Genomic DNA, 15866 nt, shown 5'->3' on the forward strand with positions numbered 1-15866 from the left:
AATTGACTGTTAGGCTTGCCCTCCGGCATGCCGGGGATCGGAGAGGATATTGAAGGTGCGGTACAGCAGGCTCCGCAATCAGGACGACAGTCCATTTATATTTCCACCAGCGTCAGAGGGTGCGTGACAATAGCAGACCCGGTGCCTGCGTCAACGAACAATTTATTTAACATCATTCCCCCTTCCAGGATACACTCGCGCCACAACGACTACGGATCGGTAACGTTTTGTCTGGGCGCAAACTCTTTCACCGAACGGCCTCATGGCTGGCGCTGCTTGCCGTTGCGATGCTGTTTATTGCACCGGTTATCTCAAAATCGCTGATGCACCATACGGCGTGTGAACACGGCAGCACGATGATGACAATGGACATGTCTGACATGAGCCATCATATGGACATGCCTGAACCCTGCCCTCACGCAAGCCTGCCCCATAACATGCTGATGTCCGGCCCGGGCATGTCACCGGGCGAAGAGATTGCCTGCGGTTACTGCCAGCTGCTTATCCATCTGCCTTTTATCCAGTTCAGCCTTATCGTACTGCTGCTGTTATTGCTGATAGCAGTGCGCAAAGCGCCGGTTACCGCCCTGTGCTGCGCGGTGATAATTCGCCCGAGGTCTGCCCATCCGGCCCGCGCGCCACCTGCTTTCGTTCTTCATCGCTTTTAAAACTCTAAAAATTAACTGCGTAATGTTAGACGGCAGCGCTAAGGCGCGATGCCGCCCGGCCTCTTATTAATCAAGAGCCGCCGCGTTACGCCTGAAGAACAGTAAGGCATTTATGAAAACTCACCTGAAGCCGCTGGTACCTCTGGTACTGCTGGCCATCGCCTCCCCTGCTGCGCTTGCGCAGGAGCAGCACGAACATACAACAATGCAGGACGATCAGGTCATGATCGTCGCCTCTCCCGCTTCATCGCCGCTGGAGGTCATCACTTCGCCAAAAACGCCACGCCAGCCGGTTCCGGCAAGCGACGGCTCCGACTACCTGAAAACCATTCCCGGTTTCTCACAGATCCGCAACGGCGGCACCAACGGCGACCCGATGTTCCGCGGGATGTTCGGCTCACGCCTGCGCATCCTCACCAATAACACGGAGATGCCGGGCGCATGTCCGGCGAGGATGGACTCGCCAGGTTCCTATATTTCTCCGGAAAGCTTTGACCTGCTGACGCTGATTAAAGGCCCGGAAACCGTACTCTGGGGGCCGGGGAACTCGGCGGGAACGGTACGCTTCGAGCGCGAACCGCCGCGCTTTGAGAAAGCTGGCATTCAGGGCACGGCGAGCCTGCTTACCGCGTCTAATCAACGCTGGGACAGCAATGCGGACTTAAGCCTCGGCAGCGAAGACGGTTACCTGAGGCTTATCGGCAACAAATCTCATTCCGGCGACTATCAGGACGGCAACGGTGACCGGGTCGCCTCTAAATGGGATAAATGGAACGCCGACGTCGCGCTGGGCTGGACGCCGGATAAAGACACGCTCCTCGAGCTGACGGCGGGCAGAGGCAACGGTGAAGCCCGCTATGCGGGGCGCAGCATGGACGGCTCGCAGTTCAAACGCGAAAGCCTGGGGATGCGTTTTGAAGAATCCAATATCGGCGAAGTGTTTAATAAATTCGAAGCCAGCGTCTATTACAACTACGCCAACCATATTATGGATAACTACTCGCTGCGTTCTCCGGGTAGCATGCCGGGGTCTGGCGGCAGCATGCACTCGTCGATGGAAATGCATCAGCCCATGGATATGGGTGGGTCGATGAGTATGAATATGCCGATGGCGATGCAGCTCGATCGCCGTACCGTCGGCGGCCGTATGATGGGCACCTGGCTGTGGTCCGATTACGAGCTGCGCAGCGGCGTGGATGCTCAGCAAAGCACCCATCGCAACAAGCAGGATGAAGGCTGGCGGCAGGATGCCCGCTTCCAGGACTTCGGGGCATTCAGCGAACTGACCTGGCATGCCAGCGAGCAGAGCAAAGTCATCGGTGGCGCAAGGCTTGACCGAACGCGGGTGGATAACGATACCGGAAATGGCTCAGCAGAACGCAGCGCCACGCTGCCCGCCGGTTTCATGCGTTATGAGCGAACGCTGACCGACGTGCCGGTCATGCTGTACGCCGGAGTAGGTTATACCGAGCGCTTCCCGGATTACTGGGAGCTATTTTCGCCAACTTATGGCCCTGGCGGCTCTAAAAATGTATTCGATAACCTGAAAACGGAAAAAACCACCCAGCTCGACATCGGCATGCAGTACGGCGGTGAGCGCTTCAACGGCTGGGTCTCGGCTTATCTTGGGCGGGTGAATGACTTTATCCTGTTCCGCTACTCTCCCAATAACGCCCGTATTAGCCAGGCCGATAACGTCGACGCCACGATTATGGGCGGCGAGATGGGCTTCAGCTACCGGCTGACGGAGAGCTGGAAAACCGATGCCAGCCTGGCCTATGCCAGAGGTGAAAACACCAGCGACCATCAGCCTCTGCCGCAAATCGCCCCGCTGGAAACCCGCTTTGGGCTCACCTGGGAGCAGGGAGACTGGAGCAGCACAGGCCTGCTGCGGCTGGTCAGCAGCCAGCAAAGAGTCGCGCTTAATGAAGGTAACGTGGTGGGCAAAGACTTTGATAAAAGCGCCGGGTTCGCTATCTTCTCCGCCAATGCCGCTTACCGCCTCAACAAGGCCATTAAGCTTAGCGCGGGGGTCGATAACCTGTTTAACAAAACCTACAGCGAGCACCTGAATCTGGCGGGCAATAGCAGCTTTGGCTATTCGTCCAATACGCCGGTGAACGAACCAGGAAGAACCTTCTGGGGCAAGGTGAACGTCACGTTCTGATTAATCTCGCCCCTGAGCAAGGGGCGTTTACGCTTTACTACTAACCGGCCTGGAGGCTGATATGTTTGCAAAACTTCGTACCCGCGACGGTAAAAAATTCCTTATCGCGGTAGCCATTGTCTTCACTATTGTCGTTTCACTTATTTCAAAAGTGACATTTGAAGGCGTTGAAGAGCAGTACAACTGGCCGATGGAGCAGTGGACGCTGGACATGTTTATTATGCAGGGAGCCTGGGTGGCTATTTACACCATTATGTTCACTATTCTTTGCTCGACTCCTTTTGCCTTCTATTTCTTAGCGCCTAAGGATGGCCGGGGATAATGCCTCTCCCGCCGCGCCGGCATATGCTGGCGCGGCATCACAAACTGCTTTCTTGCGGCTTTGTTGATTAAATCCACTTGCCTGAATCGCGCCTCGCGGGTACTTTGACGCAATATTTTTGCATCTCAATTTTCGACAGGACACATCGATGGCAAGAGCTAACGAAATCAAAAAAGGCATGGTTCTCAATTACAACGGCAAGCTGCTGATTGTTAAAGATATTGACATCCAGGCTCCGAGCGCGCGCGGCGCGGCAACGCTGTACAAAATGCGTTTCTCCGATGTTCGTACCGGGCAGAAAGTGGAAGAGCGCTTCAAGGGCGACGATATCGTCGATACCATCACCCTGACCCGCCGTTTCGTTGACTTCTCTTATATCGACGGCAACGAATATGTGTTTATGGATAAAGAAGATTACACCCCGTACATCTTCACCAAAGACCAGATTGAAGAAGAGCTGCAATTTATCCCTGAAGGCGGTATGCCTGATATGCAGGTGCTCACCTGGGACGGCCAGCTGTTAGCCCTGGAGCTGCCGCAGACGGTAGATCTGGAAATTATCGAAACCGCTCCGGGCATCAAAGGCGCATCTGCCAGCTCCCGTACCAAACCGGCAACCCTCTCTACTGGCCTGGTCATTCAGGTGCCGGAATACATGGTTGCAGGCGAGAAAATCCGTATTCATATTGCTGAAAAGCGCTCTATGGGCCGCGCGGACTGATTTGCAGAAACGCTCTTTCGGGAGCGTTTTTTATTTATCTCCCCCGCCAAAGTTGTTATACCAATATCGCTTTTCCCTCTATTATTTTGATGTAATTCACACTTCACCGATTAACATCCCACACCAATTCCAATTGTTGTCATACAGCTTTAGACTGATCGGGTTCATTTACCGCTAAGCAGGACGTTAACCCATGCGCACTATTGCCTCAGAAACGCTTCCGTCGGCTGTCCAGTTCCCTCGTTACGACCGCAGCGCGCTGCAAACGCGCATCGTTCATTTTGGCTTTGGCGCATTTCATCGCGCACACCAGGCGCTGCTCACCGATCGGGTGCTAAACGCTCAGGGCGGCGACTGGGGGATCTGCGAGATAAGCCTGTTTAATGGCGATAAGTTAATGAGCGATCTTCGTCGCCAGGATCATCTGTATACCGTGCTGGAGAAAGGCGCGGACGCAAACCAGGCCATCGTCGTCGGCGCGGTAAAGGAATGCCTGAACGCAAAGCTCGACGGAATGGAAGCCATTATTGAGAAATTCTGCGAGCCGCAGGTGGCAATCGTTTCGCTCACCGTGACGGAAAAGGGCTATTGCATCGACCCGGCAAGCGGCAAGCTGGACGTTGCTAACGAAAGAATTATTCACGATCTGGAGCATCCGGCAGAGCCGCATTCGGTGCCGGGCATTCTGGTTGAGGCACTAAGCCGCCGCCGCGAGCGCGGGCTGCGACCGTTTACCGTGCTCTCCTGCGACAACATCCCTGATAACGGGCATCTGGTACGCAACGCGGTTCTGGGTATGGCGACGCGGCGCAGCGACGAGCTGGCGGAGTGGATTGCGGAGCAGGTGACTTTCCCGAGCACCATGGTAGACCGTATCGTTCCGGCGGCAACGCCTGAATCACTGGCGGAAATAACCGAAATCCTCGGGGTGGAAGACCCCTGTGCCATAGCCAGCGAGCCATTTATTCAGTGGGTAATAGAGGATAACTTTGTTGCCGGGCGGCCGGAGTGGGAAATTGCGGGCGTTGAGATGGTAGACGACGTGATGCCCTGGGAACAAATGAAGCTGCGCATGCTGAACGGCAGCCATTCGCTGCTGGCTTATCTGGGCTACCTTGCCGGATATCAGCATATTTCTGACTGCATGGCGGATGAGCACTTCCGCCTCGCCGCCCGCCGCCTGATGATGCAGGAGCAGGCACCGACGCTGCGCATCAGCGGCGTAGACCTTCATCAATATGCCACAAACCTGCTTGCCCGCTTTGCCAACCCGGCGCTGAAGCATCGGACCTGGCAAATCGCGATGGACGGCAGCCAGAAATTGCCGCAGCGCTGGCTGGAAAGCGTGCGCTGGCACCTGCAAAACGGAGATAGCTGGCCGTGCCTCGCGCTGGGTATCGCCGGCTGGATGCGTTATGTCAGCGGCGTGGATGATAAAGGCAGCGCCATTGATATTCGCGATCCGCTGGCAGAAAAGATCCATACTCTGGTTGCCGGAAGCGATGAAACCAGCCGTGTGGATGCCCTGCTGAGCCTGCATGAAATTTTCGGTGAAGACCTCCCAGCCAACCCGAATTTTGTCACCGAGATCCAACGGGCATGGCGGCAGCTTGCTCAGTTTGGCGCACGTAAAGCGGTCGAAAACCTGGCCGCAGGTTAGCAATCAATGCGTTTAACGCGGTTTCCTCAGGGCCAAACCGCGTTGAGCCTTCTCTTTTGTCCGGGTTTTAGTCAGGATAGTCAGCGTGAATAATTAACATAACTGGCTAATAAGCGTGGCTTACAGGCTGTAACCACCCGGAGCACCCGTGACAAAAACGAATTTAATTACCGGCTTCCTCGGGAGCGGCAAAACCACCACCATTCTTCATTTACTGGCCAATAAGCCAGCCGATGAAAAGTGGGCGGTGCTGGTGAATGAATTTGGCGAAGTCGGCATAGACGGCGCGCTGCTCGCCGACAGCGGCGCATTGCTAAAAGAGATCCCCGGCGGCTGTATGTGCTGCGTCAACGGTCTGCCGATGCAGGTTGGCCTCAATACCCTGCTCCGCCAGGGCAGGCCGGACCGCCTGCTTATCGAGCCTACCGGCCTCGGTCATCCAAAACAGATCCTCGATATGCTCACCGCCGAAGTCTATCAGCCGTGGATTGATCTACGGGCAACCCTGTGCCTGCTGGACTCGCGGCAGCTGCTGGATGAAAAAGCCCTGAATAATGATAACTTCCGCGACCAGCTGGCCGCGGCGGACATTATCGTCGCAAATAAACAGGATCGGGCAACGCCAGAGAGCCTTGCCGCGCTGCAACTGTGGCAGCAGGCCCGAGGCGATGGGCGGGAGTTGGTCAGCACTGAAAAAGGGGAAATTAGCCCCGAACTGCTCGACAGGCCGCGCCTTAATCAACGCGAGCTACCGTCCAGCGCGGAGCATAACCACGGCCATGCGGCAACTCGCGGCCTCGCGGCGCTTAGCCTTCCGGCTCACCAGCGCTGGCGGCGCAGCGTAAACAGCGGCCAGGGCTATTTTGCCTGCGGCTGGATCTTTGATGAAGAAACCGTATTCGACACCGTTGGCATCCTGGAATGGGCCAGACTTGCGCCGGTTAATCGGGTTAAAGGCGTGCTGCGCATTGCCGAAGGTCTGGTACGAATCAACCGTCAGGGCAATGACCTGCATATCGAAACGCAATCCACTCCGCCGCCGGACAGCCGCATCGAATTAATTCACTCCGACGAGCCGGACTGGAACGCTCTGCAATCCAGTCTGTTGAGCTTACGTTTAAGTTAGTAAGCCTACCTTTGCGCCCCCGTAATGAGATTTAGAAACCGCATGATGACTAATCGCCTCCCTCTGATACTGCTGCTAAACGCGCTGGGCCTCGCCCTGTTCTTTAGCTGGTATCTGCCTGAGAACCATGGATTCTGGTTCAATATTGATTCCACGCTGTTCCACTTCTTTAATAATGAACTGGTCAAAAGCCATACTTTTTTAACCCTGATAGCGATTACCAACAACCGCGCATTCGACGGGATCTCACTGCTGGCGATGGGCGTGCTGTTCTCCTGGTTCTGGTGGCATGAAGATGCTCCAGGCCGCCGTCGGCTGGTGCTGATGGGCGTGGTGATGCTGCTTGCCGCGGTAGTAATAAACCAGCTGGGTCACCTGATCCCGGTCGTCCACTCCAGCCCGACGCTGTTCTTTACCGACATCAACCGCGTTAGCGAACTGTTGCATTTCCCGACCAAGGATGCCTCGAGCGACAGCTTCCCCGGCGACCACGGATTGATGCTGCTTATCTTTACCGGCTTTATGCTGCGCTATTTCGGCCTGCGCGCATTCCTGATAGCGGCCTCTATCTTCATTATCTTCTCTGCGCCGAGAATAATGATAGGCGCGCACTGGTTTACCGATGTCTACGTCGGTTCTCTTTCTATTGCCCTGGTTGGCCTGCCGTGGGTGCTTTTAACCCCGCTAAGCGACCGGTTAATTTCCGTACTGAACCGTACAATACCGGGCAAAAATAAAGCCCGGGGCTGATGGCTAATAAGCTATTACGATTGCAAATAAGCAGAGTTCCCCCACGGTCTCTGCTTATTTTTTCGCCTTTATGACAGCGAGATGAATATTTACCCACTTCGAATCCCCTGAGATTTGAATGACCTGGCGATAAAATCAGCGCTCCTGCCGAGAGTTTGCTCAAAATAACCTTTTACTACCGAACATCACAATTTCTTATAAAAATAAGAATAAAAAGGCTCGCATCACCTGGTTTGATCGGGTACTCTCGGAAAAGTTTGCGCTACGGCTCAACGCATTCAGGCAGTGAATAAAATTGTGCGTTGTTCCACATTTTTGTGCATGAATAATTGTTTCGACGCTCAGACGTATTTAGTCTCGTCACGTTGGTATTTTTGTATAACGAATTATTCGTTAAGGACTTCAAGGGAAAACAAACAAAATGGTCAAATCTCAGCCTATTTTGAGATATATCTTGCGGGCTATCCCCGCGATTGCGGTAGCAGTTATGCTTTCCGCCTGTAGTTCGACTAACACAGCTAATATGCATTCTGAGACGCATGCAGTCGGTGAAAAAGATGGTTTTTTACTGCAAGCCTCTCAGGATGAATTCGAAGAGATGGTTCGTAATGTTGACGTTAAGTCGCGCATTATGGAGCAATATGCAAGCTGGAAAGGCGTTCGCTACCGTCTCGGTGGCAGCAGCAGAAGCGGTATCGACTGCTCTGCATTTGTACAGCGTACCTTCCAGGAGCAGTTTGGTTTAACGCTGCCGCGCTCAACCTCCGAGCAGCAGGACTCTGGTAAGTCCGTGTCGCGCAATAAATTGCGTACCGGCGATTTAGTTCTGTTCCGCGCAGGTTCTACCGGGCGCCACGTAGGCATCTATATTGGTAATAACCAATTCGTACATGCCTCCACCAGCAGCGGCGTAGTGATCTCCAGTATGGACGAGCCCTACTGGAAGAAGCGGTATAACGAAGCACGTCGCGTGCTGAGCCGTAGCTAAAAGTTTTGTGGGCTGTTATTCCCTTGGCCGCCCGCTGAAACAATCAACTTGACGATAAAGACGCTGCCCGTGCAGCGTTTTTTTATGCCTGAAATTCAGAGCATTATTTTCTTAAACGTTGGCAAAACGCAGAATAGTTGCCAGATGAAACAAATTAAACAATTTTGTGGTTATGGGTTATAGTCAGAAAAAATCATAAAACAAACGATGATTCGCTTGCCCCTGCGGGACTCATACATCAATGTCTTATAAGAACATCTTTTCGCGCTACTTTAGCACCCCAAAACAGATTGCTGTCTTCAGCCTTCTGGCGGGATTGTTTGGCGCCTTGTTAGTCGGCGGCCTGTCCAGCCTGGCGCTGCATTCAAAACGCGAGTCCGCCTATAATCTTTTAGCCCGCGATATTAGCGGCTACCTCGATACCTTCTTTAAAGACCTGCACAATACCGCCGACGGCATTCAACCTCTTAGCATGGATGAATGCGAACGGGTAAGCGGAGAGCTAACCTCCCGGGCGGCCTTTAATTCCAGCGTGCGTGCTTTCCTGCTTATCCACAGCGGTGTGGCCTACTGCTCTTCCGCTACCGGCGATATGAAGCTCTCAATGAGCGAGCTGGAACCCGAGCTTGATATTAGCAAACCCGTTGATGTCGCCATTATGAATGGCACGCCGATGATGCCCGGCAAACCGGTTATCGCGGTATGGTTTCAAAATCCGCTTTCGGCAGACCACGGCGTGTTTACTACTCTAAATGTGAACCTCACGCCTTATCTGGTGTTCACTTCACGCCAGCAGGACATCAGCTCGATGGCGCTGGTCGTGGGCAACAAAGCGCTGGCCTCCTACTCCCCGGACGTAGTCAATACCGACGAGCTCCCGCCCTCGCCCACGCGCATAGCAAATCTCGAAGGCTACCCGATTAAGCTCTACATCTACGGCACGCCGTGGCCGGTAGAAGATATCCAGTTAGCGATTCTTGCCGGTTTGCTCTCCGGCCTGCTGTGCGCCGCGCTTTGCGGCTATTTCCTTTCGGTGAAAGTGCGCGCCGGGAAAGAGATCCTCACCGGCATTAAGCGCGGGCAGTTCTTTGTGGTTTACCAGCCGGTCGTCGACTCGCAGGAGCTGAAAATGCGCGGGATAGAAGTCCTGATGCGCTGGGAGCACCCGACGGCGGGCATGATACCGCCGGATGCGTTTATCGGCTTTGCCGAAGCGCAGCAGCTGATTGTCCCGCTGACGCGCCACCTGTTTGAGCTGATAGCAAGGGATGCGGCTGAGCTGCAAAAAGTTCTGCCCGCCGGGGCGAAGCTGGGCGTCAACCTGGCACCAAGCCACCTGCACTCCCCGACCTTCAAGCAGGATATTCAGGCATTCTCCGCTTCTTTGCCTCCCAACTATTTCCAGTTGGTGTTTGAGATAACCGAGCGCGATATGCTCCAGGAAAAAGAGGCGATGAGCATCTTTGCCTGGCTGCACCAGCAGGGCTACGAGATTGCGGTTGATGACTTCGGCACCGGCCACAGCGCCCTGATTTACCTTGAGCGTTTTACCCTGGATTACCTGAAAATAGACCGCGGCTTCGTAAACTCTATCGGCATGGAAACGGTTACCGCACCGGTGCTGGACGCGGTCCTCACGCTTGCCCAGCGGCTAAATATGAATACCGTTGCGGAAGGCGTGGAAACGCCGGAACAGGCGAAATGGCTGATTGAGCGAGGCTGCAATTTCCTGCAAGGTTACTACTTCAGCCGCCCGTTAACTCTCAGCCAACTGCTAAGCTGGAACCCGTCACACAGCCTTTATGATGAGCTAAAAGACTGACAATCATTGCGCAATCTTCGTCGGCTAACTTATGATTAAGCATCATGGGCTTAGCGGCTGCTCGCTAACCTGTCAGAGCAGCAACCACCCGGCAAGGAATGAAGATGACGAAAGCTGTACGCGCGCTGATGCTGCTTTGCCTTTGCGCTGCCTCTCTGGCAGCACGAGCCGCACAAATCAATGAAAGCTACTCCTTCTCGGTGCTGGGCGAGCCCAAATATGCCGTTAACTTTACTCAATTTGACTATGTGAATCCCGCCGCCCCGAAAGGCGGAAATATTACCCTCTCGTCTATTGGCACCTTCGACAACTTCAACCGCTTTGCCCTACGCGGTAATCCCGGCGTCCGCACCGATGCGCTTTACGACACGCTATTCACCACCTCCGACGACGAGCCGGGCAGCTATTATCCGCTGATTGCGGAGATGGCTCGCTATCCGGTCAATTTTGCCTGGGCCGAAGTTTCCATTAACCCGCGCGCGCGCTTCCACGACGGCAGCCCAATTACCGCCGAAGACGTAGCCTTTACCTTCAATAAGTTTATGACCGAAGGCGTACCGCAGTTTCGCCTGGTCTACAAAGGCGCGACCGTTAAGGCCATCGCGCCGCTGACGGTGCGCATTGAGCTGGCTAAACCGAGCAAAGAGAGAATGCTGGGCCTGTTCTCGCTGCCGGTCTTCCCAGAAAAATTCTGGAAGGACCATAAACTCAGCGACCCGCTCTCCTCGCCGCCGCTGGCCAGCGGGCCGTATAAAATTACCGCCTGGAAAATGGGCCAGTACATTACCTACTCCAGGGTTCGCGATTACTGGGCGGCTAATCTGCCGGTGAACCGCGGCCGCTGGAACTTTGACTCTATCCGCTATGACTATTATCTCGACGACAACGTCGCCTTCGAGGCATTCAAAGCGGGCGCATTTGATTTCCGCGCCGAACCCTCGGCTAAAAACTGGGCCACGCGCTATATCGGGAAAAACTTTAATAATCACTACATCGTCAAAGATGAGCTGAAAAATGAATCCGCGCAGGACGCACGCTGGCTGGCGTTTAACATTCAGCGCCCCATCTTCGCAGACCGCCGGGTCAGGGAAGCCATCAGCCTGGCGTTTGATTTCGAGTGGATGAATAAAGCGCTGTTTTACGGGGCCTACAGCCGGGCTAATAGCTACTTTCAGAATACCGAATATGCCGCTCGCGGCTACCCGGATGCCGACGAGCTGATGCTGCTGGCGCCGATGAAAAAGGATTTACCGCCAGAAGTCTTTACCTCTATCTACAACCCGCCAAAATCAGACGGCAGCGGCTATGACAGGGAAAACCTGCTCAAGGCGCTGGCTTTGTTAAAAGAGGCCGGATGGGAGTTAAAAGACCAAAGACTGGTTAACGTCCAGACCGGCCAGCCCTTTAGCTTTGAGCTGCTGATTGGCACCACCGGCAATACGCAGTGGGTGCTACCCTTCCAGCATAATCTACAGCGGCTGGGCATCACCCTGAACATCCGCCAGGCAGATAACTCGCAGCTAACCAACCGCCTGCGCAGCCGTGATTACGACATGATGCCGACGTTATACAGCGCCATGCCCTACCCCAGCACCGAACTGCAAATTTCCTGGGCTTCCGAATACGTTAACTCGACCTATAACGCGCCTGGGGTAAAAAGCCCAGAGGTGGACAACCTGGTGAGCCAGATAGTTGCCAGCCAGGGCAATCAGAAGAAGCTGCTGCCGCTGGGGCGGGCGCTCGACCGGGTGTTAACCTGGAACTACTACATGCTGCCGATGTGGTATATGTCAGCCGATCGCCTGGCCTGGTGGAGTAAATTCTCCCGGCCGTCGATTCGCCCGCTGTATAACAACGGTTTTGATAATTGGTGGTACGACGTCAACAAGGCGGCGAAGCTGCCTGCCGACAGGCGATAGGGGGAGGAGACGTGGGCGCTTATATTCTGCGGCGTTTGCTGCTAATCATTCCCACGCTGTGGGCAATTATCACGATAAACTTTTTTATCGTGCAAATTGCTCCCGGCGGCCCGGTAGATCAGGCGATTGCCGCGATTCAGTTTGGCCACGGCAGCGGCGTGCCCGGCGTCAGCAACGAGATGATGGGCAGCGGCCATGCAAAAACCGGCGTGGGCGACGCCACCAGCAGCCAGTACCGGGGGGCACAGGGCCTGGATCCTGAAGTTATTGCGGAAATAACCCATCGTTACGGCTTCGATAAACCGTTACACGAGCGCTACTTCAAAATGCTCGGCGACTATTTACGCTTCGATTTTGGCGACAGCCTGTTCCGCAGCTCTTCGGTACTTAAGCTGATTAAAGAAAGCCTGCCGGTGTCCATGAGCCTCGGGCTATGGAGCACGTTGATTATTTACCTGGTGTCGATTCCGCTCGGTATCCGTAAAGCGGTCAGCAGCGGCAGCCGCTTTGACGTCTGGAGCAGCCTGTTTATTATCATCGGCTACGCCATCCCTGCATTTCTGTTCGCCATCATGCTGATTGTGCTGTTCGCCGGCGGCAGCTATCTGGACTGGTTCCCGCTGCGTGGTTTGACTTCGGCCAATTTCGACGCGCTGCCGTGGTACGGCAAGGTGACCGACTACCTGTGGCATATTACCCTGCCGGTTCTGGCTACGGTCATCGGCGGCTTCGCGACCCTGACGATGTTGACCAAAAACTCATTTCTCGACGAGATCCGCAAACAATATGTCGTCACCGCCCGGGCCAAAGGGCTGGACGAGAAGAAAATTCTCTACCGCCACGTCTTCCGCAATGCGATGCTGCTGGTTATTGCCGGATTCCCGGCCACCTTCATCAGCATGTTCTTTACCGGCTCGCTGCTTATTGAAGTGATGTTCTCGCTCAACGGGCTCGGGCTGCTGGGCTACGAAGCGACTATCTCGCGCGACTATCCGGTAATGTTCGGCACGCTGTACATCTTTACCCTGATTGGCCTGCTGCTGAATATCCTGAGCGATGTTACCTACACGCTGGTCGATCCGCGTATTGATTTTGAGGGACGAGGATGAGCCGCTTAAGCCCGGTAAACCAGGCGCGCTGGACGCGCTTTCGCCAGAACCGTCGCGGCTACTGGTCGCTGTGGATCTTTGCCGTTTTCTTCGCTCTCTGCCTCTGCTCTGAGCTGGTAGCTAACGACAAACCGCTGGTCGTAAGCTACGAAGGCAAGCTCTGGTTTCCCTTTGTGAAAAACTACAGCGAGAGCGATTTTGGCGGCCCGCTGGCAACGCTGGCGGATTATCAGGATCCGTGGCTGGCAAAACGTCTGGACGAAAAAGGCTGGGTGCTGTGGGCGCCGGTGCGGTTTGGCAGCCAGACGATTAACTATGCCAGCAGCCAGCCGTTCCCCTCGCCACCAAACGCGCAAAACTGGCTCGGCACCGACGCAAACGGCAGCGACGTGCTGGCACGTATTCTCTACGGGTCGCGTATTTCATTGCTTTTTGGCCTGATGCTAACGCTGTTTTCCAGCCTGATTGGCGTGCTGGCCGGTGCGGTTCAGGGCTATTATGGTGGCCGGGTCGACCTTTGGGGGCAGCGCTTTATTGAAGTCTGGTCGGGTATGCCGACGCTGTTTTTAATTATCTTGCTTTCAAGCGTGGTGCAGCCGGGCTTCTGGTCGCTGCTGGGCATAACGGTGCTGTTCGGCTGGATGGGGCTGGTCGGCGTGGTGCGCGCCGAATTTCTGCGTACCCGCAATTTCGATTATATCCGTGCGGCGCAGGCGATGGGCGTCAGCGACTGGTCGATAATGACCCGCCATATGCTGCCCAACGCCATGGTGGCCACCCTCACCTTCCTGCCGTTTATCCTTTGCGCCTCTATCACTACGTTAACCTCGCTCGATTTCCTCGGCTTTGGGCTGCCCCTGGGCTCTCCTTCGCTTGGCGACCTGCTGCTGCAGGGCAAAAATAATATGCAGGCTCCGTGGCTGGGCATTATCTCGTTTCTGTCGCTGGCAACGCTGCTTTCACTGTTAATTTTCATTGGCGAAGCGGTGCGCGACGCCTTTGACCCAGGCAAGGTGCGCTAACCATGACCACCCCGCTGCTCACAATCAACAATCTCTCCGTCGCTTTTCAGCAGGGCGAAACCCTGCGCCAGGTGGTGGACTCGGTTTCGCTTCAGGTTAATGCCGGTGAAACGCTTGCCCTGGTCGGTGAGTCCGGCTCGGGCAAGAGCGTGACCGCGCTGTCGGTGCTGCGCCTGCTGCCTGCTCCACCTGCGGTTTATCCCTCCGGTGAGATCCGGTTTAACGGCATCGAGCTACTAAATGCCCCGGAAAAAACCCTGCGTGGCGTTCGTGGTAACAAAATAGCGATGATTTTCCAGGAACCGATGGTGTCGCTGAACCCGCTGCATACCATCGAGAAACAGCTCTATGAGGTGCTTTCCCTGCACCGGGGAATGCGGCGTGAAGCGGCGCGAGGGGAAATTCTTAGCTGCCTTGACCGGGTCGGTATCCGCCAGCCTCTAACCCGGCTGAACGACTTCCCTCACCTGCTCTCCGGCGGTGAACGCCAGAGGGTAATGATTGCGATGGCGCTGCTGACTCGCCCGGAATTACTGATTGCCGACGAGCCAACAACCGCCCTGGATGTCTCGGTTCAGGCGCAAATTCTACAACTGCTGAAAGAGCTGAAGCAGGAGCTGAACATGGGGCTGCTGTTCATCACCCATAATCTCAGCATCGTTAAGAAACTGGCGGATAATGTTGCGGTAATGCGCCACGGAAAATGTGTCGAGCAGCAACCCGTGGCTGAGCTTTTCAGCAACCCTCAGCATCCTTATACCCGCCAGTTGTTAAACGCGGAGCCTTCCGGCCAGCCGGTCGCTTTAGACACCGGCCAGGAACCGCTGCTGAAGGTCGAAAACCTGCAAGTTGCCTTCCCCATTCGCCGCGGCCTGCTTAAACGCACCGTTGGCCATCATTATGGCCTGAAAGAGCTGAGCTTTGAGCTGCGCCCCGGTGAAAGCCTCGGCCTGGTAGGTGAGTCCGGCTCCGGCAAAAGTACTACCGGTCTTGCTCTGCTGCGGCTGATTCACTCCAGCGGCAATATCTGGTTTGACGGCCAGCCGCTGCACCAGCTCAACCGCAAAAAGCTGCTGCCGCTGCGCCACCGCATTCAGGTGGTGTTTCAGGATCCTAACTCCTCGCTCAATCCGCGCCTGGATGTGCTGCAAATTGTTGAGGAAGGCTTGCGCGTTCATCAGCGTGCATTAACCGCCGCCGAACGCAGAGCGCGTGTGATTCAGGTGCTGGAAGAAGTGGGTCTGGAAGCCGATATGCTGCACCGTTACCCGGTTGAGTTTTCCGGCGGCCAGCGTCAGCGCATCGCCATCGCCAGGGCGCTCATCCTTCAGCCACAGCTGATTGTGCTGGACGAGCCAACCTCTTCACTTGACCGCTCGGTACAGGCGCAAATCCTGGCGCTGCTAAAGTCGCTGCAGGAAAAACACCGGCTGGCGTACATTTTTATTAGCCACGATCTACAGGTAGTGAAGGCGCTTTGCCATCAAATGGTGGTGCTGCGGCAGGGAGAAGTAGTGGAACAGGGAGAGTGCGGCCAGATATTCCGGGCGCCACAGAGCGACTACTCGCGCCAGCTGCTGGCGTTAGCCTGA

The 15866-nt window shown here is 55.2% G+C and carries 13 protein-coding genes and 1 pseudogene; 13 read left to right on the forward strand and 1 reads right to left on the reverse strand.

The genetic code is table 11. The annotated features are described in order from the left end of the window. Window positions 1–11 precede the first annotated feature (11 nt). Window positions 12–95: pseudogene (locus tag HMPREF0201_RS23090) on the reverse strand (YkgJ family cysteine cluster protein); the annotation flags it as partial. Between the two features lie 132 nt (window positions 96–227). Here HMPREF0201_RS23090 and HMPREF0201_RS13960 point away from each other — a divergent pair. The 13 genes from HMPREF0201_RS13960 to yejF all read left to right on the forward strand — a co-directional run bounded on the left by HMPREF0201_RS13960 (window position 228) and on the right by yejF (window position 15866). Then, window positions 228–668, forward strand: a complete 441-nt coding sequence (locus HMPREF0201_RS13960; protein WP_039898482.1) for a DUF2946 domain-containing protein — start codon at window positions 228–230, stop codon at window positions 666–668. Window positions 669–780: 112 nt separating this feature from the next. Then, window positions 781–2835: a TonB-dependent copper receptor gene (locus HMPREF0201_RS13965; protein ID WP_016537370.1), complete on the forward strand. Its 2055-nt coding sequence runs from the start codon at window positions 781–783 to the stop codon at window positions 2833–2835. 61 nt (window positions 2836–2896) lie between these two features. After that, window positions 2897–3157 (forward strand): DUF2534 family protein, encoded by a 261-nt coding sequence (locus HMPREF0201_RS13970; RefSeq protein ID WP_016537371.1) that lies wholly within the window; start codon window positions 2897–2899, stop codon window positions 3155–3157. A 148-nt stretch (window positions 3158–3305) separates the two neighbouring features. After that, the gene (yeiP, locus tag HMPREF0201_RS13975) at window positions 3306–3878 is read left to right on the forward strand and encodes an elongation factor P-like protein YeiP (RefSeq protein WP_008459912.1); all 573 of its coding nucleotides are present in this window, start codon (window positions 3306–3308) and stop codon (window positions 3876–3878) included. 193 nt (window positions 3879–4071) lie between these two features. Then, on the forward strand, window positions 4072–5538 hold the full coding sequence (locus HMPREF0201_RS13980; RefSeq protein WP_016537372.1) for a mannitol dehydrogenase family protein: 1467 nt from the start codon (window positions 4072–4074) through the stop codon (window positions 5536–5538). A gap of 148 nt (window positions 5539–5686) precedes the next feature. Then, window positions 5687–6664, forward strand: a complete 978-nt coding sequence (locus HMPREF0201_RS13985) for a CobW family GTP-binding protein (protein WP_016537373.1) — start codon at window positions 5687–5689, stop codon at window positions 6662–6664. Window positions 6665–6709: 45 nt separating this feature from the next. After that, window positions 6710–7414: a phosphatase PAP2 family protein gene (locus HMPREF0201_RS13990; protein ID WP_039898485.1), complete on the forward strand. Its 705-nt coding sequence runs from the start codon at window positions 6710–6712 to the stop codon at window positions 7412–7414. Between the two features lie 421 nt (window positions 7415–7835). Beyond that, entirely contained in the window at window positions 7836–8402 is a 567-nt protein-coding gene (gene mepS / locus HMPREF0201_RS13995; protein ID WP_016537375.1) for a bifunctional murein DD-endopeptidase/murein LD-carboxypeptidase, read from the forward strand. Between the two features lie 241 nt (window positions 8403–8643). Next, window positions 8644–10224, forward strand: a complete 1581-nt coding sequence (locus HMPREF0201_RS14000; RefSeq protein ID WP_016537377.1) for a cyclic di-GMP phosphodiesterase — start codon at window positions 8644–8646, stop codon at window positions 10222–10224. A gap of 128 nt (window positions 10225–10352) precedes the next feature. Then, on the forward strand, window positions 10353–12143 hold the full coding sequence (locus HMPREF0201_RS14005) for an extracellular solute-binding protein (RefSeq protein WP_055696400.1): 1791 nt from the start codon (window positions 10353–10355) through the stop codon (window positions 12141–12143). Window positions 12144–12154: 11 nt separating this feature from the next. Beyond that, a complete protein-coding gene (locus HMPREF0201_RS14010; protein ID WP_016537379.1) occupies window positions 12155–13252 on the forward strand; it encodes a microcin C ABC transporter permease YejB in 1098 nt (365 codons plus the stop codon). After that, window positions 13249–14274, forward strand: a complete 1026-nt coding sequence (locus tag HMPREF0201_RS14015; protein WP_016537380.1) for a microcin C ABC transporter permease — start codon at window positions 13249–13251, stop codon at window positions 14272–14274. The genes HMPREF0201_RS14010 and HMPREF0201_RS14015 overlap by 4 nt, the downstream gene beginning before the upstream one ends. A gap of 2 nt (window positions 14275–14276) precedes the next feature. Then, window positions 14277–15866, forward strand: coding sequence for a microcin C ABC transporter ATP-binding protein YejF (gene yejF, locus HMPREF0201_RS14020; protein ID WP_016537381.1), 1590 nt, complete (start codon window positions 14277–14279; stop codon window positions 15864–15866).

The sequence above is a fragment of the Cedecea davisae DSM 4568 genome (assembly GCF_000412335.2).
In the GTDB taxonomy this organism is placed as follows: Bacteria; Pseudomonadota; Gammaproteobacteria; order Enterobacterales; family Enterobacteriaceae; genus Cedecea; species Cedecea davisae.